The 21,029-nt window shown below is 71.3% G+C and carries 17 protein-coding genes; 6 read left to right on the top strand and 11 right to left on the bottom strand.

Annotated elements, in window-relative coordinates; all coding sequences use genetic code 11:
• Nucleotides 1–24 precede the first annotated feature (24 nt).
• The 5 genes from ACFZAX_RS25855 to ACFZAX_RS25875 all read right to left on the bottom strand — a co-directional run bounded on the left by ACFZAX_RS25855 (nt 25) and on the right by ACFZAX_RS25875 (nt 5,338).
• Nucleotides 25–1,287 carry an aminotransferase class III-fold pyridoxal phosphate-dependent enzyme gene (locus tag ACFZAX_RS25855; protein WP_390964576.1) on the bottom strand — a complete coding sequence of 421 codons (1,263 nt, stop codon included), beginning with the start codon at nt 1,285–1,287 and terminating at the stop codon, nt 25–27.
• Nucleotides 1,288–1,391: 104 nt separating this feature from the next.
• A complete protein-coding gene (locus ACFZAX_RS25860) occupies nt 1,392–1,976 on the bottom strand; it encodes an AMP-binding protein (RefSeq protein WP_390964578.1) in 585 nt (194 codons plus the stop codon).
• Nucleotides 1,973–2,539: a DUF6309 family protein gene (locus tag ACFZAX_RS25865; RefSeq protein WP_390964580.1), complete on the bottom strand. Its 567-nt coding sequence runs from the start codon at nt 2,537–2,539 to the stop codon at nt 1,973–1,975. The genes ACFZAX_RS25860 and ACFZAX_RS25865 overlap by 4 nt, the downstream gene beginning before the upstream one ends.
• 20 nt (nt 2,540–2,559) lie before the next feature.
• Complete coding sequence (locus ACFZAX_RS25870; RefSeq protein ID WP_390964582.1) at nt 2,560–3,408, bottom strand: phytanoyl-CoA dioxygenase family protein; 849 nt, start codon at nt 3,406–3,408, stop codon at nt 2,560–2,562.
• A gap of 418 nt (nt 3,409–3,826) precedes the next feature.
• The gene (locus ACFZAX_RS25875; RefSeq protein WP_390964584.1) at nt 3,827–5,338 is read right to left on the bottom strand and encodes a cryptochrome/photolyase family protein; all 1,512 of its coding nucleotides are present in this window, start codon (nt 5,336–5,338) and stop codon (nt 3,827–3,829) included.
• Nucleotides 5,339–6,051: 713 nt separating this feature from the next.
• On the opposite strand from ACFZAX_RS25875, the gene ACFZAX_RS25880 reads away from it, so the two are divergent.
• The 3 genes from ACFZAX_RS25880 to ACFZAX_RS25890 all read left to right on the top strand — a co-directional run bounded on the left by ACFZAX_RS25880 (nt 6,052) and on the right by ACFZAX_RS25890 (nt 9,981).
• Nucleotides 6,052–7,464, top strand: a complete 1,413-nt coding sequence (locus ACFZAX_RS25880) for a family 2B encapsulin nanocompartment shell protein (protein ID WP_390964586.1) — start codon at nt 6,052–6,054, stop codon at nt 7,462–7,464.
• Nucleotides 7,465–7,635: 171 nt separating this feature from the next.
• Nucleotides 7,636–9,069: a family 2 encapsulin nanocompartment cargo protein terpene cyclase gene (locus tag ACFZAX_RS25885; RefSeq protein WP_390964588.1), complete on the top strand. Its 1,434-nt coding sequence runs from the start codon at nt 7,636–7,638 to the stop codon at nt 9,067–9,069.
• Between the two features lie 15 nt (nt 9,070–9,084).
• Nucleotides 9,085–9,981: a geranyl diphosphate 2-C-methyltransferase gene (locus ACFZAX_RS25890; protein ID WP_390964590.1), complete on the top strand. Its 897-nt coding sequence runs from the start codon at nt 9,085–9,087 to the stop codon at nt 9,979–9,981.
• 73 nt (nt 9,982–10,054) lie between these two features.
• Here the strand turns inward: ACFZAX_RS25890 and ACFZAX_RS25895 are convergent, their stop codons facing one another.
• The 4 genes from ACFZAX_RS25895 to ACFZAX_RS25910 form a co-directional block, all read right to left on the bottom strand.
• On the bottom strand, nt 10,055–10,252 hold the full coding sequence (locus ACFZAX_RS25895; RefSeq protein ID WP_390964592.1) for a hypothetical protein: 198 nt from the start codon (nt 10,250–10,252) through the stop codon (nt 10,055–10,057).
• A gap of 225 nt (nt 10,253–10,477) precedes the next feature.
• Nucleotides 10,478–12,460, bottom strand: coding sequence for an acyl-CoA dehydrogenase (locus ACFZAX_RS25900; RefSeq protein WP_390964594.1), 1,983 nt, complete (start codon nt 12,458–12,460; stop codon nt 10,478–10,480).
• 278 nt (nt 12,461–12,738) lie between these two features.
• Entirely contained in the window at nt 12,739–13,026 is a 288-nt protein-coding gene (locus ACFZAX_RS25905; RefSeq protein ID WP_390964596.1) for a hypothetical protein, read from the bottom strand.
• A 32-nt stretch (nt 13,027–13,058) separates the two neighbouring features.
• Complete coding sequence (locus tag ACFZAX_RS25910) at nt 13,059–13,376, bottom strand: hypothetical protein (RefSeq protein WP_390964598.1); 318 nt, start codon at nt 13,374–13,376, stop codon at nt 13,059–13,061.
• Between the two features lie 187 nt (nt 13,377–13,563).
• Here ACFZAX_RS25910 and ACFZAX_RS25915 point away from each other — a divergent pair, with 187 nt between their 5' ends.
• Genes ACFZAX_RS25915 through ACFZAX_RS25925 form a run of 3 tightly spaced genes read left to right on the top strand, consistent with a single transcriptional unit; the run spans nt 13,564 to nt 16,806 of the window.
• The gene (locus ACFZAX_RS25915; protein ID WP_390964600.1) at nt 13,564–14,454 is read left to right on the top strand and encodes an alkaline phosphatase family protein; all 891 of its coding nucleotides are present in this window, start codon (nt 13,564–13,566) and stop codon (nt 14,452–14,454) included.
• A gap of 1 nt (nt 14,455) precedes the next feature.
• Nucleotides 14,456–15,790, top strand: coding sequence for an MFS transporter (locus ACFZAX_RS25920; protein ID WP_390964602.1), 1,335 nt, complete (start codon nt 14,456–14,458; stop codon nt 15,788–15,790).
• On the top strand, nt 15,787–16,806 hold the full coding sequence (locus ACFZAX_RS25925) for a TolB family protein (RefSeq protein WP_390964604.1): 1,020 nt from the start codon (nt 15,787–15,789) through the stop codon (nt 16,804–16,806). The genes ACFZAX_RS25920 and ACFZAX_RS25925 overlap by 4 nt, the downstream gene beginning before the upstream one ends.
• Before the next feature lie 98 nt (nt 16,807–16,904).
• Here ACFZAX_RS25925 and ACFZAX_RS25930 read toward each other — a convergent pair whose 3' ends face one another.
• Nucleotides 16,905–18,776, bottom strand: a complete 1,872-nt coding sequence (locus ACFZAX_RS25930; RefSeq protein ID WP_390964605.1) for a CocE/NonD family hydrolase — start codon at nt 18,774–18,776, stop codon at nt 16,905–16,907.
• A 392-nt stretch (nt 18,777–19,168) separates the two neighbouring features.
• The gene (locus ACFZAX_RS25935) at nt 19,169–21,007 is read right to left on the bottom strand and encodes an adenylyl cyclase (protein ID WP_390964607.1); all 1,839 of its coding nucleotides are present in this window, start codon (nt 21,005–21,007) and stop codon (nt 19,169–19,171) included.
• Nucleotides 21,008–21,029: the final 22 nt, after the last annotated feature.

A 21,029-nucleotide genomic window follows, 5' to 3' on the forward strand; every position in this document is an offset into this window, starting at 1 on the left:
TACCGGTGCGGGCGGCGGGTGCGCTCAGTCGTGCACGGCGGTGGCGACGGCCTTCGACCAGAGGGTGAGGGCCTCGTCGATCTGGTCGGCGGTGACGGTGAGAGCGGGAATCATGCGGACCGTGTTGCCCCAGACGCCGCAGGTCAGCAGTAACAGGCCGAGTTCGGCGGCGGTCTGCTGGGCGAGGCGTGCGGTGTCCGGGTCCGGGGAGCCGTCGGGGCGGCGGAATTCACTGCCCAGCATCAGCCCGCGCCCCCGGACGTCGGCGACGGCGGGGTTCCGGTCCGCGACCTCGCGCAGCCCGTCGGCGAGCCTGAGGCCCTGCTCGGCCGCGTTGGCGACCAGTCCCTCGTCGCGGATCACGTCGAGGGTCGCCAGGGCGGCGGCGCAGGCCACGGCGTTCCCGCCGTAGGTGCCGCCCTGCGAGCCGGGGCGGGCGCGGCCCATCAGCTCGGCCCGTGCGGCGATCGCCGAGAGGGGGAAGCCGCTGGCCAGGCCTTTGGCCGTCACCAGGATGTCGGGGGTCGCGGCCCCGGTCTCGTACGCGTGCGCCCAGAACCGGCCGGTCCGGCCGAATCCGCTCTGCACCTCGTCGAGGACGAGGAGGATGCCGTGCCGGTCGGCGCGTTCGCGCAGACCGGCCAGGAACCCGTCGGGCGCGGGGACGTAACCGCCCTCGCCCAGCACCGGTTCCACGACGAACGCGGCGGTCTCCTCGGGGGCGCTGGTCGTGGCCAGCACCCGGTCGAGGCCCCGCAGGGCGTACTCCACCGCGGCCGGCTCCTCCATGCCGAGTTCGAAGGCGTGCGGGAAGGGCGCGACCGCGACCCCCGGGATCAGCGGGCCGGAGCAGGCCCGGAAGCGGCTGCCGGCCGTGGTCAGCGCGGCGGCGCCCATGGTCCGGCCGTGGAATCCCCCGTCGAAGACGACCGCGTTGGGGCGGCCGGTGGCCTGGCGTGCGAGGCGCAGCGCCGCTTCGACGGCCTCGCTGCCGGAGTTGACGTAGAAGAGGCTGTCCAGTCCCTCGGGCAGTACCTCGCCCAGGCGTTCGGTGAGGGTCAGCAGCGGTTCGTGCAGAACGGTCGTGTACTGGCCGTGGATCAGACGTCCGGCCTGTTCGCGGACGGCCTCGACGACGCGGGGATGGCAGTGGCCGGTGCTGGTGACGCCGACGCCCGCGGTGAAGTCGAGATGGCGGCGGCCCTCCGCGTCGAAGAGGTACAGCCCTTCTCCTCGGACGGCGGTGACGGGGGTGGCCTGCTTCAGTACGGGCGACAGCCGGGACATGGTTCACCTCGTGGATTCGGCGGTGGTGGGGCGAGTGGTGGTGGCGCGGGCCTTGAGGGGGTGGTGGGCGTGCGCCGGTGGAAACGGCCGGAGTGCGGCGGAGGTCAGCGGCCGGAGGGCAGCGGGGGCAGGAGGCCCGTCCCGGTGGCCCGGGCCAGGGCGGAGTCCCACCACTGACAGGCCGGCGGAGCGAACCGGACCCCCAGCCGGTCGGAGTCCGTGCGGACGTTCCGGTCCGTCAGCCTGTCCCGGGAGGCGGCCGGCCGGACCGCCTCCGGATGCCTGCCCTCGGGCCGGTCGGGTGCGGCTTCGAACGTCCTGGTGTCGCACAGTTCGGTCGGGTGGCCGTAGGTTCCCCACGACGAACTGGTGGGCTGGATGCGGCGGTGACGTGGCGCCCGCCGACCGGGGAGCCGCACCGCGTCGCGCGGGCCGAGGACCGCCACTCGGTGTCCGGGGCCGATGCCGGCGCGCCGTAGCCCGGTGGCGGCCCGGCGGGCCGCGGCTCCCGGTTCGGCGTAGGTGATCGCGCGGGTGTGGTCGGTGACGGCGGGGCGGTGGGGGCAGGTCTGCTCGGCCGGCCGGAGCGGTCCGGTCAGGGTCGCCCGGTCCGGGGGCGCGTCCCCGCGTTCCGCGGGTGGTTCGACGGGTATGGGCCGGGCGAGCCCGGACGTGGTGAGGGCCGTCATGCGGCCTCCCCCGCGCCGCGGGGGGTGGCGCCGTCGTGCGACCGGCGGGGGAAGTCGGCGAGGAAGACTTCCACGGACGCCTCGCGGCGCAGTCTCCCCGCCACCTCCCACCCGAGCATGCGGTGCAGACCGTCGAGATGGATCAGCCCCTCCCGGGTGCGGAGACCGGCATAGTCCGCGTGGTCCACCGGCCGGGTGCTCAGATAGACGGGCGTCATGGGCGCGCGGGCGAATCGGTCGAGTTTCGTGGCGCAGACGGGATTGGCTCTGGCATACGCATCCGGATCGGCACGGATGATCTCCGCGGCCTGGGCGACCGTCAGACCCGTGCGGGGTACCAGTTCTCGTCGTCCTGATTCTCCGAGGTGCCAGGGCAGAACGACATCGAGAATATCGGCGCGGCCGAGTTCGACCCGGTACCAGGAACCGAGCAGAGCATGGGCCCGGTGCAGGTTCCTCTCGCCGTCCGCATTGGTGTTGGACGCGTGCGACCGGTCGGCCGGATGGTCCTTTCCGTACACGGTCAGCACTTCCGAGAACGTGACGGATTCCGCGGCGCGCACGAGAGAACCCCTTTCGGCCGTCATCGTCCCACCACCTCTTGGAATTCGGTGAAATGCCGCTCGGAGAATAGCTCCGGCCACTGCCCGCCACCGAGGCCGAGCTCTTCGGCCCGGGCGAGCATGTACCGCCAGTACGGCTTCACGGGCCTCCACCGGGCGCCGGTGCGGCAGTAGGAGGCGTCGACGAAGTACCGGTCCTGTCCGGTCACGGGGGACGGGGCGGGGCGACGGGCGTGGAAGACGGCCGAGTTGATCAGGACCGTGGATCCACGCGGCAGGCGGTCGATCACCTCCTCCCCCGGCTGCTCGGCCGTGCCGAGTCCGGCACGGAAGTCCTTCGCCGATTCCTCGTGGTGCGATCCGGGCAGCACCGCGAGGCTGCCCATCGTCTCGTTCAGTCCGCCCAGGTAGTGCAGGGCGTGAACCATCACCAGCGACCTGTCGCCGAGGTCGTTGGGCTCGTTGTCGTGGTGCCACGGCTTGCCGGTGTCGCCGGCTCCCTGCCGCTGGCTGTGCATGTGGTGGTGGACGAACGGACCGCCCATGACCTCGGTCAGCAGGCTCATCAGCGGCGGGTGGACGAGCAGTTCGCCGTGGGCGGGCAGTTCGAGTTCCAGCACGGGCGGGTGGGCGCCCGCCGCCGTACCGGTGCTGCAGGCGATGGACCGGGCACGCAGCCCCTCGTCCATCCACCGGTCCACCTCGGGCACCAGGCGGTCCACGAGCGCGGGGGGCAGGAAGCCGGGAAGCACGAGGTAGCCGAGCTCCTCGAAGCTCTTCCGCGCCTCGATGACATCGCCGTATTCCACCGGTTCGGAGTGCGCCTCCCCGGCGGATTCCGTTTCGTCGATCCCGGAAGATGATCGCAAGATGTACCGTCCCCTCGTTCCGGAGGTCGAGTGCATTTCTTTTCGATTTCTCACTGTGGATCAGTCGGGACGGCACCGGATCACGGACCGGACGACCTCTTCCTCCGCCGGCGGAACAGCATCCTTCCGAGCACGGGCGACCGAGTTCGAACTCCCACCGGATCATCGGCGGGCGGAACGAAACGGGAGGTTATCTTGAGGCCATCAGGGCCGCAAGGAACGTCTTTCGGCCATGGATCGCCGTCGAGGCTGCCGGTCGGCAGCCTCGGCCTGAAGCAGCGGAAGAAGCCGGAAACAGCCACGCGGGGAAGCGAAAATGGTCCCCGCCCGTGCCAGGGGAATATCCGGAAACCGGAAAGGAAGAGCGGTGAGTGACTGACGGGGCCCCTGCGAGGGTGGGGCGTGTCCGTGGGGCCCCTCAGTCCCGGCGGTGGCGCTCCTGCTCCAGCAGCGCGTCGAGATCGGTGAGCCGGTCCAGCCCCCGCACTGCCCTGCTCATCCGCGCGTTGTGCTCGAACCGGTCGCGGTGGCGGTGCAGCAGGTTCCAGTACCCGGCGGTGAAGGGGCAGGCGTCCTCGCCGACCCGTACGGAGGGCTTGTAGCGGCAGGTCCCGCAGAGGTCGCTCATGCGGTCGATGTAGGCACCCCCGGAGGTGTACGGCTTGGTGGTCATACGGCCCCCGTCGGCGTACTGCGACATCCCCACCACGTTCGGGACCATGACCCAGTCGTAACCGTCGACGAAGCTGCGGTGGAACCAGTCGGTGACGGCCCGGGGGTCCCAGCCGCGTTGGAGGGCGAGGCTGCCCAGGATCATCAGGCGCGGGATGTGGTGGGTCCAGCCGGTCTCCCTGACCTGGTCCAGGACGTGGCCGACGCAGTTCGCGCCGGTGCCCTCCGGGGACAGCTCGGTGAACCAGTCGGGCAGCCGGCCCCCGTGGTGCAGGGCGTTGCTCTCCCGGTAGCCCGGGCCGAAGTACCAGTAGACGTGCCAGACGAACTCGCGCCACCCGGCGATCTGCCGGACGAAGCCCTCGGCGCTGTTGAGCGGCACGTCGCCCGACCGCCACCGGGCCTCGGCCCGTTCGACGCACTCCGCGGGGTCCAGCAGGCCGAGGTTGAGCGACGAGGAGAGCAGGCTGTGGCTCATCGTCGCGTCCCCGGCCAGCATCGCGTCCTCGTACGCGCCGAACGTGGCGAGCCGGTGCTCGACGAAGCGGCGGAGCGCCGCGAGGGCTTCGCGGCGGGTGGCCGGAAACCTGCGGGGCGCGTCCTCACCGACGAACGCGATGTCCCCGTCGCGCTCCCAACGGTCGAGGTCGGAGCGTACCTCGGCGTCGATGTCGCTCTCCCGGGGCCGGTAGGGCGCCGGAACGCCCAGTCCGGTCGCGCCGCGCGGTGGGGGCTGCCGGTTGTCGTGGTCCAGGTTCCACCGGCCTCCGGCCGGCCGGTCGCCCTCCATCAGCAGCTCGTGCCCACGGCGGACCCACCGGTAGAAGTCCTCCTGGCGCAGACGCTCCGTCCCCCGGCCGTCCGCCCACTTCCTGAACTCGTCGTGCCCCACGAGGAAGCCGCGCGCCGGCAGCACGCGGACGGCGGGCAGCGCGTCCACGAAGGCGCGCGCGGTGTGGGAGGTGGGGTGGTGCACCGTCACCGGGCCGTCCCCCACGGCCTCGCGCAGGCCCTGGCGATAGGTGTCCGCCTTGACGTACCGCACCCGGTCCCCGAGCTCGGCGGCCCGGTGGCGCATCGCCGAGAGGATCAGATGGGCCTTGGCGCGGTGGAAGCGTCTGCGACGGAAGACGCTCCGGGCCTCGATCATCACCAGCGGCACGCCCCGGTGCGGTCCGCCCCGCGCAGGGTCGGCGAAGTGGGGGCCGAGCTGATCGCCGAACAGCCAGTGGGCGGCGGTGGGTTCTTCCTCAGTCATGCCGGGTGCTCCATCGACGATTCCTGCCCCGCCCCGCCGAGGCTGCCCCGCAGCCTCTGGTCCACCGATCAAAGCGCACGACGGCTCGGACGGCGTCCCGCACACGCCGGAGGGTGAGGGCGACTCCTCCCCCTCGTATATGGGGGGCTTCTCACTACGCCGTGTCGGCGTCGTGACGGACCAGCCCGGCCCGGAGAGCATCGGTGGCTCCTACGACATCCGCGTGCGCGGTGTGGCCGCAGGCGACGCAGTGGAACTCGTTCCGTGTGGTGCGGTTCTCCTCGGCCGCCGGGAGCGGGCCTGCTGGGCCGCTTCACGGCCGACCGGTAGGCGCGGAACGGGATGCGACCCGGCGTCTGCCGACGGGAGTGGAAGGCAGGGCGAGGGACGACGGGGCGAGGGACGACGGGGCGAGGAACGACGAGTCGGAGCAAAGGCGGGAGCCTGCACCCCCGCACGGCCGGGCGCGTCCCTCCAGCCGCCCCGTCGGGACCCCTCGCGGCCGAAACCGCTCGGCGCCCGTACAAACATCTTGCGGCCCGCGATCATCGTATCGAGTTAATGTCAGCGTCTTCCCTTGGTCCGGGAGGCGGAGCGGCCGTTAGTGTCCTCGACGTCTGGACGGGTTTCCGTTCACATAACCCCTTTTCCTCCAGTTGCCCGGTGGCGTCCGTATGCCCGCGTCACCGCCCTGACCCCGGAGAGCGTGCACGATGACTGTTGACTCCAGCCCGGACGAGCAACTGGAGCTGCCCCGGCAGTCCAGCCTGGGCACGGCGGCTGCCCGCAACCTCGCCCACACGGCCAAGTCCGCCCCGCAGATGCAGGAGATCACCTCCCGTTGGCTGCTGCGCATGCTTCCCTGGGTGGAGACCCAGGGCGGGGCGTACCGGGTGAACCGTCGTCTGTCCTACACCGTCGGCGACGGGACCATCGACTTCGTCCAGGACGGCGCCGACGTCCGGGTGATCCCCCGGGAGCTCGGTGAACTGGCGCTGCTGCGCGGCTTCGACGACGTGGAGGTGCTGACCGCTCTCGCGGACCGCTGCGTGCAGCGCGACTTCCGTGCCGGTGAGACGCTGGTCGAGCGGGGGGCGCCGGCGGACCGGATCCACCTGATCGCCCACGGCCGCGTCAACCAGACTTCCGTGGGCAGTTACGGCGACGAGGTGGATCTGGACGTCCTCGCCGACGGCGACCGGTTCGGTGAGCACGCCCTGCTGGACGAGGACGCCCGGTGGGAGCAGACCGCCACCGCCGAGACCTCGGGCACGCTGCTCACCCTGTCGCGCGCCGACTTCGCAGCCGTGGCCTCCGGTGCGCCGGAACTCCGCTCCCACGTCGAGGCGTTCTCGTCGCTCTCGGGCCGGCAGCAGAACCATCGCGGCGAGGCGGAGATCGCGATGTCGGCCGGTCACGTCGGCGAGCAGGAGCTGCCCGGCGCCTTCGTGGACTACGAGTTGAAGCCCCGCGAGTACGAACTCTCGGTCGCCCAGACCATTCTGCGGGTTCACACCAGGGTCGCCGACCTCTACAACGGCCCGATGAACCAGACCAAGGAACAACTCAGGCTCACTATTGAGGCATTGAGGGAACGTCAGGAACACGAGCTGATCAACAACCGGGAGTTCGGCCTGCTCCACAACGCCGACTTCAAGCAGCGACTCCAGCCGCACTCCGGGCCGCCGACCCCGGACGACCTGGACGAGCTGCTCTGCCGTCGCCGCGGTTCCAAGTTCTTCCTCGCGCATCCCCGGACGATCGCGGCGATCGGGCGCGGGTTCAACGCGCGGGGGATCTATCCGGACCACGTCGATCTCGGCGGCCAGCAGGTGCCTGCCTGGCGCGGAGTCCCGATCCTCCCCTGCAACAAGATCCCCGTCACGCCGGAGAAGACCAGCTCGATCCTCTGCATGCGTACCGGCGAGGCGAACCAGGGTGTCATCGGCCTGCACCAGACCGGGCTGCCGGACGAGTACGAACCGGGCCTGTCGGTCCGCTTCATGGGCCTCGACGAGAAGGCGATCACGTCTTACCTCGTCAGTACGTACTACTCCGCCGCGATCCTCGTGCCGGACGCGGTCGGCGTGCTGGAGAACGTACAGATCGCCCACTGGCCCAGGTAGGTCCGTCCCGCAGCGGACCCTGCCTGAAAGGGGCCGCAGCCTCAAAGGGGCCCTGCCCGAAGAGGCCCTGATCCAAGGGGCCCGGTGCGACACCCTCATGGAACCGCCGGGGCGCCCGCGCGTGCCCCGGCGGGCTTTCGGAGAGCCGCTCATCCCATCAAGGAGCCATGGATGCCAGCGCCCGAGCTGCCACCACCGCGGTCGAGCCTGCCAGAGGCCGCCGCCCGTTACGGGGCGCACGTACTCGCCGCCGCTGCGGCCCGCGCCCACGACGTCAAGGCAGCCACCGGCGGACCGCCCGACGCCGTGTCCGTGCCCGGGCTGCCTGCGGCGGTCCTCGTCCCCGACCTGCCTGCGGCCCCCGCGCCCGGCCATCCGGCCGCGATCGCCGTACCCGCACCGGCCACCTCCCTCGACCTCGTGGAGGCCGAAGCGCCGACGCCGGACGCGGGCCTGGAGCGCCTCCTGCGCGGCCCCAGCGGCCTGGGCACGGCAGGGCTCCGCCTGGTCCTGCGGGAAGCACCGCCGACGCCTCCGTCGCTGTCCTCCCCCTTGCCGGCGTCCCTGCCGTCACCTCTGCCCTCACCTGCAGAAACGTTGGGGGAGGCGGCCGTGGACACTGCGGAGGGCACGCCCGTCCCAGGGCTCTACCACCACCCGGTGCCGGAGCCCGATCCAGTACGGGTGGAGGAGGTCAGCCGTCGGATCAAGGACTGGGCGGTCGACGAGGTCAGCCTGTTCCCCGACGACTGGGAGGAGGAGTTCGACGGCTTCTCCGTCGGCCGGTACATGGTCGCCTGCCATCCGGACGCGCCCACCGTCGACCACCTGATGCTCGCCACCCGCCTGATGGTGGCCGAGAACGCGGTGGACGACTGCTACTGCGAGGACCACGGCGGCTCGCCCATCGGTCTCGGCGAACGCCTTCTGCTGGCGCACACCGCCCTCGATCCCCTGTACACGACCGCGGAGTACCAGCCGCAGTGGGCCGAGTCGCTCCGTGCGGACGCACCCCGGCGTGCCTACCGCTCCGCCATGGAGTACTTCGTACAGGCGGCGGGTGCCTCCCAGGCGGACCGGCTCCGGCACGACATGGCCCGGCTGCACCTGGGGTACCTCGCCGAAGCGGCCTGGTCCCAGGAAGGCCGCGTACCGGAGGTGTGGGAGTACCTGGCCATGCGCCAGTTCAACAACTTCCGCCCTTGCCCGACGATCACCGACACCGTCGGCGGCTACGAACTTCCGGCGGACCTGCACGCCCGCGCCGACATGCAGAAGGTCATCGCGCTCGCCGGGAACGCGACGACCATCGTGAACGATCTGTACTCCTACATGAAGGAACTCGACTCCCCCGGCCAGCACTTGAACCTGCCGGTGGTGATCTCCGAACGCGAGGGGCTCTCCGAGCGGGACGCCTATCTGAAGGCGGTCGAGGTCCACAACGACCTCATGCACGACTTCGAGGCGGAGGCCGCGGCCCTGGCCGAGGCCTGCCCCGCTCCCCAAGTGCAGCGCTTCCTGCGGGGCGTCGCGGCTTGGGTCGACGGCAACCACTACTGGCACCGGACCAACACCTTCCGCTACCGCCTGCCCGATTTCTGGTAAAGAACGGATTCATCAGTGACCCACACCGAACTCACGGCCGCCCCCGCCTCCCTGCGCATCCCCCGGCCGGCGACGGCCGGTCCGGCGACGCCCTACCAGGGGGACATCGCCCGCTACTGGGACGGGGAGGCCAGGCCCGTGAACCTGCGCCTCGGCGATGTCGACGGCCTGTACCACCACCACTACGGCATCGGCGACGTGGACCACGCGGCCCTCGGCAACCCCGAGGACAGCGAGAGCGAGAAGAAGCTCATCGCCGAACTCCACCGCCTGGAGTCGGCACAGGCCGAGTACCTCCTGGGACACCTGGGCGACATCCGACGGGACGACACCCTGGTGGACGCGGGCTGCGGCCGGGGCGGCTCGATGGTGATGGCGCACCAGCGCTTCGGCTGCACGGTCGAAGGCGTCACGCTCTCGGCGAAGCAGGCGGAGTTCGCCAACGGCCGGGCCGGCGAACTCGGCATCCAGGACCATGTCCGTGCCCGCGTCTGCAACATGCTCGCCACTCCCTTCGAGACCGGGTCGGCCGCGGGCTCGTGGAACAACGAGTCGAGCATGTACGTCGACCTGGAGGACCTTTTCGCCGAGCACTCCCGCATTCTCCGGGTCGGCGGTCGCTACGTGACCATCACCGGCTGCTGGAACCCGCGGTACGGCCAGCCTTCGAAGTGGGTCTCGCAGATCAACGCGCACTTCGAGTGCAACATCCACTCGCGCCGGGAGTACCTGCGCACCATGGCCGACAACCGCCTCGTGCCCACGGCCGTCGTCGACCTCACCCCCGACACGCTGCCCTACTGGGAGCTGCGAGCCACGTCCTCGCTGGTCACGGGGATCGAGGACGCGTTCATCAACGCGTACAAGGACGGCTCGTTCCAGTACCTGTTGATCGCGGCGGACCGCGTCTGACCGCCTTCGACCGTGCTACCTGGAGGGCTCGTTCACAGGAACGGGCCCTCCCGCGCCGGTGCCGGCCGGCGCGTTACGCCCGGCCGCTCTCGCCGTTCGCCCGAAACCGGTACCGCAGCGGCCCGACGCCCTGACGGACGACGGCCACGAGGGCGAACTCGGCGACCAGGCTCCACAGCCCGGACGCCTGCGCGCCGGGCGCGGCGACGACCGACATCGGCAGCGTGAGCGCGGCGGCCAGCGGACACGCCGCGACGCAGCGCAGCCACAACCACCTTTCGTGCCAAACCCGTTCGGGTGCGGAAGCGGGTGGCTCGGGCGGGGCCGGGGCGCCGGTGGGCCGACCGGGCGTCGGCACCGCGCACAGCCTTGGCCGGCACTCAAGTCCGTGGACGTCCGGCACCCCTCGCCGCCTGCCAACACCGGTCCGGGATCGCGGGGCCGACCCGGTCCTCCGCCCCCTCCGTCGTGGGCGTCCGTCGCGACCCGCCCCGGTTCAGCCCACCAGATCCGGTGCGCGCAGCATCTCGGACGGGATTCCCCAGGCTTCGACGAGGTCCACCGCGAGGGGGCGGACCCTGCGGCAGAGCTCGTTCACCTCGCGGCTGATCGCCTTGGAGCGCTGGACGGTCAGCCGGCCGTGCTCCATGAACCAGGCGCGGTCCGCCTCGATGGTGGACAGGGCGTGCAGGTCGCACAGGAGTGCCAGGGCGGCCTTGTTGCCGCTCTCGGGCAGCGTACGCACCCGGTCGACGAACGCCTCCAGTACGAGCCGTTCGACATGGGCGCGAGCGAGGGCGATCACATGGTCCTGGACCCGCGAGAAGACGGCGCCGGGGTTGTCCTTCCGGTCGATGCCGCGCTTGAGCCTGCGTGCCACACCGGCGAGCATGTGCTCCTCGCGGTAGCGGAGCATGGCGAGCTGGTACTCCGGGTCGAGGAGGCCCGCCTCCTGGTCCCACTCGTCGCCACCGGGCAGCAGGTCGCGTACGCGTTCGAGCAGCTTGTGGGCGGACGTCTTCTCCAGCACCGTCTCGACGGCGAGGCCGGTCACGTGGCGGACCAGGCCGAGCTGGTCCAGGTCCTCGAACTCGCTTGCGTAGTGGGTGAGCAGGCCCTTGGCCACGAGCTGCAGCAGGACGTGGTTGTCGCCCTCGAACGTGGTGAAGACGTCGCTGTCGCTCTTGAGGGCGGCGAACCGGTTGACGGCGAGGTACCCGGCGCCGCCGCACGCCTCGCGGCACTCCTGGATGACCCGGGTGGCGTGCCAGGTGCCGAGGGCCTTGGTCCCGGCGGCGCGGGATTCGAGCAGGCGCCGTGCGTGGGGGTCGCCCTCGATGCCGGAGAACACCTCGTGCAGCTGTGTCCGGACGACGTCCTGGGCGAAGTGCAGCGCGTACGTGCGCGCGAGGAGCGGCAGCAGGCGGCGCTGGTGCAGACCGTAGTCGAGGAGGAGTTGCTCCTCCCCCGGGCCCGCGTCCGAGGCCGCGTCCGAGGTCGCCTCGAACTGGCGTCGTCGCACGGCGTACTTGACGGCGATCGCGAGGGCGACCTTGGCGGCGTTGATGCCGGCGCCGCCGACGCTGACCCGGCCCTGAACCAGGGTGCCGAGCATGGTGAAGAAGCGCCGGCCGGGGCTCTCGATCGGGCTCTCGTAGACGCCGTCGGCGGTGACGTCGGCGAACCGGTTGAGCAGCGCCTCACGCGGCACCCGCACGCCGTCGAACCGGATGCGGCCGTTGTCCACGCCGTTGAGGCCCATCTTGCGGCCGTCGTCCTCGATCCTGACACCCGGCACGACGTCGCCGCCGCGCCGGATCGGTACGACGAAGGCGTGCACGCCCTCGGACTTCCCGCCCACTTCCAACTGGGCGAATACGACGGCCAGTTCCGCGTGGCGGGCCGCGTTGCCGATGTAGTCCTTGCGCGCGCCGTCGCCCTGCGTGGTGATGACGAACTCCTGGGCTGCGGGGTCGTACCTCGCGAGGGTGCCGAGCGCCTGGACGTTGGAGCCGTGGCCGCTCTCGGTCATCGCGAAGCAGCCCATCAGCCGTCCGGTGACGAGGTCGGGCAGATAGGCGTCGTGGTGGCGTGCCGTGCCCAGTTGCAGGATCGCCCCTCCGAAGAGCCCGAACTGGACGCCGACCTTCACCAGCACCGACAGGTCGCCGAAGGCGAGCGTCTCGAACGCGGCGATCGAGGCGCCGAGGTCGCCGCCACCGCCGTACTCACGGGGGAATCCCATACCGGTCTGGCCGGTCGCGGCCATCTCGACGACGCGTTCACGCACCCGCTCGCGGAACGCGTCGATGCCGAGCTCCTCGGCCTCGTCGAGGACGGAGGCATGGGTCACCAGGTTGGTCCGGACGAGATCGCGGATCTCGGCGTACTCGCCGTCGAGCAGCCCGGTCAGCGCCTGGACGTCGACCTCGGGCCGCACGTGGCCGGTGCCGGGGGTGGAAGCGTTGTCGGTGGTCATGGCATGTCGCTACCCCGGCTTCGGACGATCAAGCGAGGCCGCTCCCGGTACCCCGGACGCTCCGGAACTGTCAGGACAGCCCGTGGCACCGCGCGCGCCCGGGATCGTCCGACCGGCCGCACGCGGTGGCACGTTCCGTGCTCGTCCCGCACCCGTTCAGTGCCGGCCGCCCGCCCCGGTCGCCGTCACCGTGACGGCGGCGCACTCCGGCTTCCCGGTGTTGGTGCTGGTCGGCAGGCCGAGGCAACCGGCACTCCGAGGCGCCTGGGGCGGCGAGGTCAGCAGAACCAGCCGTTCTGGACCCAGCCCCGGCGGTTGATGTCGCCGTAGGCGAAGCCGTAGACCCATGTTCCGCCGGCTTCCTCCACGAGAAAGGTCTGCCCCCGGTACAGGGTGCCCATCCAGGCCCCGTTGGGGGCCGTGACCCGGACGAAGAGGTCCTCGGCGCAGACGGTCTCACGCTGCCCGGCGGTGCCGTCGGCAGCTGCGGCGGGGCCTGCGGCCAGGGCCGCCACCGTGGCGGCGACGGCCAGGACGAGGGCGGTGCGCCCGCTGGTACGGGTCATGGGGCCCCCTCCGGGGGTGCGGGTCGCGGGCGTCACCATGATCCGTAACCTCCCAGGCACTCCTGCCTGACGAAACCCCAGTCGTCGGGGCCGAAGTCGAAGGTGGCCGCCCATCCGTTGTAGACGGGGTGGGCGCCGCGCGTGTGTCCGACCTTGTCGCCCCGCGCGAGCACCCGCTTCAGTCCGGCCGGTCCGGAGGAGCTGTCGTAGTTGGCGTAGAAGCTGGCGCTGTCGCAGACGATGACGGCGTGGTCCGGAACGGTCGGCTCGGCCTGCGCCGATCCGGCGGTGACCAGGGCGAGGGCGGCGGCCAGGGGCAGCACGAAACCCTGCAGTTGTGTTGAGGTCATGACAAACATCATGGGCGGCCGCCACCTTCCTGTCGAGAGGGCCCCGCGCATGACTCACCGGAACGCACAGTTCACCCGCTCTTCATGACTCCACCAGCGTGGAGCGCCCCAGATGATTCTTGGCGTGAGCATGCTCTGGCCTTGCACCGCCCCCCGTTCACTCCCGACTCCCCCACCGGAGGCCCCCGTGCTCGGCAGATCCGTGTTCCGCCGCAGTCGCACCGCCCTCACCTGTGCCTTTGCCCTCACCGCCGTGGCCGCCGTCGGCCTGTGGACCGGCATCGGCGGCTCCTCGTCCGCACAGGCCGCGGCCAGTGTGCCCACCCCCGACCACGTGATCGTCGTCGTCTTCGAGAACCACGGCTACAGCCAGGTCATCGGTTCGTCGAGCGCCCCCTACATCAACTCGCTGAAGACCGGAGGTGCCAACCTCACCGCCTCGTACGCCGAGACGCACCCCAGTCAGCCCAACTACTTCGCCCTGTTCTCCGGCTCCACCCAGGGCATCACGGACGACAGCTGCTACACCCCCGGTTTCTCCGCCAACGCCAACCTCGCGTCCGAGCTGATCGCGGCCGGCAAGACCTGGGCGAGCTACAACGAGACGCTGCCGAGCCAGGGTTCGACCACGTGCAGCAGCGGCAACTACGCCCGCAAGCACAACCCGTGGTTCGGGTTCAGCAACGTCCCCACCTCGTCCGCCTACACCTTCCAGCAGTTCCCCACCGACTACACGAAGCTGCCGCAGGTCTCCTTCGTCGTCCCGAACCTGTGCAGCGACATGCACGACTGCTCGGTGTCCAGCGGTGACACCTGGCTGAAGAACAACCTGGGCGCCTACGCGACCTGGGCCAAGACCCACAACAGCCTGCTCGTCGTCACCTTCGACGAGGACAACCGGCTCAGCGGCAACCGCATCCCGACGGTCCTCTACGGGCAGCGGGTGGCCGCGGGCGCCACCTCCGCCACCACCTACAACCACTACGACCTCCTGCGCACGCTGGAGGACATGCACGGCCTCGGGCACGCGGGGAACGCCGCGTCCGCCAAGGACATCACCGGGATCTGGACGTCCTGACATGTATGTAGCGGACAGCCGCGCCACCCGTGCGGGGTCCGCCGAACGCGCCGCCGGGCCGGGCGAGGAGCCGGCCCGGCGGCGCGTGGCGGTCGCCCCCACCGTGCTGGCGCTGGGCACGGTCAGCCTGATCACCGACGTGTCCTCCGAGATGGTGACGGCGGTGCTACCGCTCTACCTGGTGGCGGGACTCGGCCTCAGCCCCCTCGGATTCGGGCTCCTCGACGGCGTCTACAACGGGTTCTCCGCCCTCGTACGGCTGGTCGGCGGCCACTTCGCCGACCGGGGAGGCGGGCGCCACAAGCTCGTCGCCGTCTTCGGTTACGGCATCTCGGCGCTCTGCAAACCGCTCCTGCTCATGGTCCACACCCTCACGCCCATCGGTCTCGTGCTGGCGGCCGACCGCACCGGCAAAGGCCTGCGCACCGCGCCCCGGGACGCGATGATCTCCCTGTCGTCACCGCCGGAGACCCGCGGCCGCGCCTTCGGCGTGCACCGCGCGATGGACACCGCGGGCGCCCTGCTCGGGCCGTTCGCCGCGTTCCTGATCCTGCGTGCCACGGTCGACGGCTACGACGCGGTGTTCACCGTGAGCTTCTGCGTCGCGGTGGCGGGCGTCCTGGTCCTCGTGCTGTTCGTCCCCTCCACCACCTCTGCGCCTTCCGGGCCCCTTGCCCCCTCCACGGCTCCTGTGCCCTCCGGGACCGGCGCCCCGCACGCCGCGAGGTCGGCCGAGCACCCCCGCCCCACCCTGCGCGCGGCCCTCGCGCTGCTGCGGCACCGCCGAATCCGGCGGATCGCCGTCTGCGCGCTGCTGCTGGGGCTCGCGACCGTGAGCGACTCGTTCGTCTACCTGCTGCTCCAGCACCGCCTCGGGGTACCCGACCGCTGGTTCGCCCTGATGCCGGTCGGGACCGCCGCCGCGTTCCTGCTGCTCGCCCTGCCGCTGGGGCGGCTCGCGGACCGGGTCGGGGCGTGGCAGGTGTTCCTCGCCGGGCACGTCGCGCTGCTCGGGGCGTACGGGCTGCTGCTCTCGTCGTGGCACGGCGCGGCGCTCCCGTACGCGGTGCTCGTCCTGCACGGCGCCTTCTACGCGGCCACGGACGGGGTCCTGATGGCGGCGGCCTCGCAGAGCGTGCCCGAGGAGCTGCGCTCCTCCGGCCTCGCCCTGATCCAGACCGGGCAGGCGTTCGCGCGGTTCGCGTGCTCGCTGGCCTTCGGCGCGGCCTGGACCGCGTGGGGCGACCGCACCGCGCTGCTCGCCGCGGCCGTCGCGCTCGCCGTGTGCGCCGCGTTCTCCCTCCGTACCGGCCCGACCGTGAAGGTTCCCGCATGACGCGCCCGCGCACCAGACTCGCCGTCCTCGTCTGCGCGGTCACCGTGCTCGCGGTCGTCGCAGCCGCCTCCGTGCTGCACGCCGCCGCCCGTTCGGACCGGCTCGACGTGGCGAAGCCGGGCGGGCCGACCGTCGCGGCCGGCCGGGTCACGCTCGCGGACCGGCACCGGATCGTCTTCCGGAACATGGCGTGGGGGCCGCACCGCGACGAGCTGACGAGCGTCCCGGTCGCGGCGCCCACCGGCGCCCGTACCGCCTCGGGCGTCAAGTGCCTCCGCTTCTACGCTGCTTCGGGCACGGGAGTATGCCTCCAGGCGGTCCACGGGGCGCTCCAGGACACCTACCGGGCCACGATCCTCGACCGGAACCTGAAGGAGAGGGCGCACTACCCGGTCCCCGGCATACCGTCCCGCGCCCGCGTCTCCCCCAGCGGCCGGCTGGCCACCTGGACGGCCTTCGTGGGGGGCGACAGCTACGCGGGGACGAACTTCTCCACCCGCGCCGCGATCCTCGACACCCGAACGGGCGAACTCGTCCCGAGCCTGGAGGAGTTCGCGATCCGCAAGGACGGCCGGCCCTACCGCGCCGCCGACGTCAACTTCTGGGGCGTCACCTTCGACGCGGACGACCGGCACTTCTACGCGACCCTCGCGACGAAGGGGCGTACGTACCTGGTCCGGGGTGATCTTCGGGAACGTACGCTCACGACCCTCCGGGCCAATGTGGAGTGCCCCTCGCTCTCGCCCGACGGCACCCGCATCGCCTACAAGAGCCGGGACGCCGGGCTGCCCGCCGATGCCCCCTGGCGCCTGCACGTCCTCGACCTGGACACGCTCGCCGACCACCCGCTCGCCGAGACCCGCAGCGTGGACGACCAGGCGGTCTGGGAGGACGACACCACGGTGACCTACGCGCTGCCGGGCGACTTCGGCGCGGATCTGTACGAGGTACCGGCCGACGGCTCGGGCCGCCCGCACCCCGTACTGACCGCGGCGGTGTCCCCGGCGTACCTGTGAGATGAGCCCCACGGCGGTACGGCACGGCGGGCGGGGGCCTGGAAGGTCCCCCGCCCGCCGTCCCCGCCGAGTGGCGGCCCGGCCCGGTGAGACTCGGTTCAGCGTCCCGAAGTCAGCCGGAACGAGCCCTCCGCCGCGGGAAGTTGCACCGTGTACTGGCGCAGGTAGGTGTCGAGGAACGGCGAGCGGGCGCCGGCCGTCGCGATGTCGTCCGCCGGGTCGTCCAGCGCCAGGGTGAGCCGGGCGCCCGTCACCTTGATCGTCTCGCCGGACGGGGTGTCCCGCCACGAGCCGGTCTGGATGGAGCCGATCTCCACGGCCAGGACGTGTCCGGCCGCCAGCGTCCAGTCGGTGGCCTTGAGATCGACGGTCAGCCGGCCCGTATCCACCAGGGACACCTGCTCGTCGAACATGACCGCCTTGCCGTCCGGGGCGACGTCGTACAGCTTCACCATGACGTTGCCCTCACCCCTCGCGGTCAGCGAGAGCTTTGGGGTGGACGTGAGGCGTACGGGCTTCGCGACCGGTTCGGAGCGGACGAAGAAGCTGGAGGTCACCTCACCCGCGGCCTGGAGTCCGGCCGCCTCGGCGGCCAGTGTCTTCGGCGCCGCCGGGTCCAGGGCGGGGGCGTGCTCCAGGTCCCACCGGCCGGACGGCTGCGCGGCGGACCGCAGTGCCGGGCCGCCGTCCAGGGCTGCCGCCCCGCGTGCCGACGCGCCGCCGTCGTCCACGTACGCACCGCTGCCGAGAGCGATGTTCACCGTGCGGGACTCACCGGGCCAGGTGCGCTGGGCGCGCCAGGCGCCCGTGGAGTCCTCCACGGAATAGGCCGGGTACGCGACGGTGGGCCGCTTGCCCTTGAGGTACTGGTCGTAGAAGGAGAGGGTCTCGTCGTACCACCCTTCGCGCCCCATGGAGAGGCGGCCGTCGGCGGTACGGTCTCCGCCGCGGACGTGTTCCCACTGGCCGAGCCAGCCCCGCTCGGGACCCTTGTGGTTGTCGAGGTACTCCTCGATCTCCTCGGGCTTGGTGTTGTTCTCGATGAAGCCCTGGGTGACGAAGAGCGGGGTGTCGGTGCCCTTGGCCTTCTTCGCCAGGTCGCGGGCGGTCCAGTAGCTGCCGAACTGATCGGTCGTCCGGTAGCCGGCGGAGTTCTGCGCGAGGCACTCCGGGTGGGCTTGCTCGTAGGCCGCGTTGGCCCGGTAGTGGGCGTCGTCGTCCGCCAACGGGTCAAGGGTGGCTATGGAGTTGTAGGCGTCTGCGGTTCCGGTGACGTTGGGCCGGGGCACCCCGTTGGAGTAGATGTACTGGTACATGTCCCAGACGGGTTCCTGCGCGACGACCGCCTTCAGCGCTCGCTGGTCGAGGTCGTTGCCGATAAGGCCGGTGGACGCGTCGTAGGACTTCCCGTACATGCCCACGGAGCCGGTGGACCACGGCTGGCCGGCCGCCCAGTCGACGGCGGCGCGGACGTCGGCCTGTTCACCGGGGCCCGCCCAGTCGAGGCAGCCGGTGGAGCCGCCGAAGCCGCGCAGGTCCACCATGACGAAGGCGTAGCCGTGGGCGAACAGGTCCGTGCCTTCGATGAAGTCCTGGAAGCGGGACGAGGGACCGGTGTGGCTCCAGCCCTCGGGGTCGGTCTGCCCGGAGTGCCCGAAGTAGGGGCCGACGGAGAGGATGACGGGGACGTGCGCGCCCTCCGGCAGCCCCTCGGGCAGCAGGACGTCCGCGTGGAGTTCGGTGCCGGAGTGGTCCGACGACGGGAAGTACCGCTGCGTCCACACGGCGCCCTCGGGGACGCGGTCGTTCTCCTCGTGGGTGACGCCTGCGTTCGCGGTGGTGGGGGCGCCGGCGACCGAGGTCGGCGCGGCCGCCGCGGCAAGGGTGACGGGACCGGCGAAGGCGCCGGTCAGGGCGAGGGTGGTGACGAGGACCGAGGCTGCCAGGACTGACGCTCGACGTGCTCTCACATGCTCCTCCGGTGGGGTGGTGAGCCATGCTGCAGGTGGTGCCGATCGCTGCCGGCTCCCGTCCCCCCGCCCGGGGCGCGCCTCGAAGCGCTGCACACACCCCGGACAGTCGCGAACATGTCAAAGAGCCGACGGCGACCGAGCCTATGATCATCACCGGCGAGGATCAACGCCTCGGTGTGTACATCTTGTTACCGATACACGGACCGGTGGCTCCCCGGCGGCCCGCACCGCAGGGCCGTTGTCCGCCGAGGCGCGCACACGGCCGACGAGCCGCCCGGGCGCACGCGAGCGGCGCGGCGGTCGGTGCGACCGCCGCGCCACCCACCCTGCCTCACCCGCTCACGGCCGACGCGGCTCCCACCGGTGCCGTCGTCGCCGCGTATCGGGCGTCAGACGCCCACGACTCCGTTGGAGTACGACTTCATGAAGTACGTCCCGAAGCCGTTCTGGACCGGGTCGCCGGCCTTGTCGATGCAGTGCAGGATGCCGCCGCCCGCCGCGTCGTTGAGGCAGACCGTCATCAGGTCGGTGAAGACGACGCCAGGGGTGTTCGGGACCTCGTAGGCGGCGTCGGTGTAGATGTTCGCGCCGAGGTTGAAGAAGCAGTAGCTGCCCAGGCCCCAGGCGTGGTGCTCGCGCACGTCGTCGCCGACCTTGTAGGCGGCATAGCCGAGGGTGGAGCCGTGCCGCCAGGCCGACTGGGTGGGCACGTCGTACGGGTGCTCGTTCTGGAAGAAGTAGGTGCGGCCGTGCTCGCCCTGCCACAGCACCTCGTACTTCTGGTAGTGCTCGACGAAGAGCCCGTACGCGGTGACGCGGTCACCGTTCACCACGATCCCGGTGTCGGCGGGGTTGACCGTCCAGCCGACGGTCCCGTCGAGGCCGTGGTCGGCGCGCCAGAGCCAGAGGTGGTCGCAGATCACGTCGTTGCTGTCGATCTGGACGCTGATCCCCGCGCCGCCGGCCACCGCGCCGCCGATCCGGGCGACGGTGTCGAACAGCACCGTCGGGTCGGCGCTGTGCCGCTGCCGGCTCCGGCCGTGGCCGACGCGCAGCAGCACCGGGGTGTGCTTGGAGGCCGCCTCGAACAGCAGCCCGGCGAGGGTGACGCCGTCGACGTCCGCGACCTCGATCAGGGTGTTGCCGCGGGTGGAGCGCAGGGTGGCCAGGCCGAGGCCGAGGACCACGGTTCCGGCGCGGTTCACGCGCAGCGGGGCGGAGATGTCGTAGATGCCCGGCGTGACCAGGAGGTGCTTGCCGCGGGCGAGGGCCTGGTTGATCTCGGCGGCGGAGTCGCCGGGCCGGGCCACATGGAAGTGCGACAGCGGTATGTTCCGCCCCCGCGCCCGGCCGTGCTCCCAGGTCGTGCCGGTGCTGTTGGTGCGCAGCGCGGGCACGAAGACCTGGTAGGAACCGTGGCGGTCCACGGTGAGGAACGGCTTCTCGCGCACCACGGGGGTGCGGTCGACGGTGGTCATGGGCGGGGCCGGGAAGGACTGCGCGGGGGCGCCGTCGGTGCCGACGAACACCATGTTCCAGTTGGAGCCGGTCCAGCTGCCGAAGGTGTCGTTGCGCGACAGCCACTGCTGCTGGGAGCCGGAATCGACCTGTCCGTCCACCTTGCTGTCGGCCAGGAAGCCGCCGCTGGACCACTGGTTGCCGGGCGGGCTCGGCATCAGGGTCATGTTCCCCTTGACGTGGACGCGGCGCATCGGAGCGGCTTGGGAGACGGCCCAGCGCTCCAGTCCGTCCGGCGGCACGATGGTCAGGTTCTCCGCGGCCCGCCAGAAGTTCTGGGTGCCGTTTCCGTCGAACCACTGCGCGTCGACGGTGACATGACCGTTGATCACCACGTCGGAGGGGCTCGCTCCGAGGCCCAGGACGTGCGTGTAGAAGCCGACGTTGATGTCGACGTTGTAGGTACCCGGCTTGAAGGCCAGGGCGAAGCGCTCGTCGCCGAACTGGTTCGATTCCTGGACGGCGAACACGGCGTCGACCTCGGCCTGGATCGAGGCGTCACCCATGGACGGGTCGAAGACCAGGACGTTCGGGCCGAGCGCGGAGGAGGCGTGGCCGGTTCCGTGCTTGCCGGAGTCATGGCCGGTCCCGTGCTTGCCGGACGCGGCGCCCGACGCGAACGCCGGTCCTGAGCAGACTCCGCCGATCAGCGGCACCGAGGCAGCGGCTGCCCCGCGCAGCACACTACGACGAGAGGGAATGATGGTCACGGCTCTCCCTGCATGGGGTGAA

Origin of the sequence: Streptomyces sp. NPDC008125, assembly GCF_042957125.1 — a bacterium.
In the GTDB taxonomy this organism is placed as follows: Bacteria; Actinomycetota; Actinomycetes; order Streptomycetales; family Streptomycetaceae; genus Streptomyces.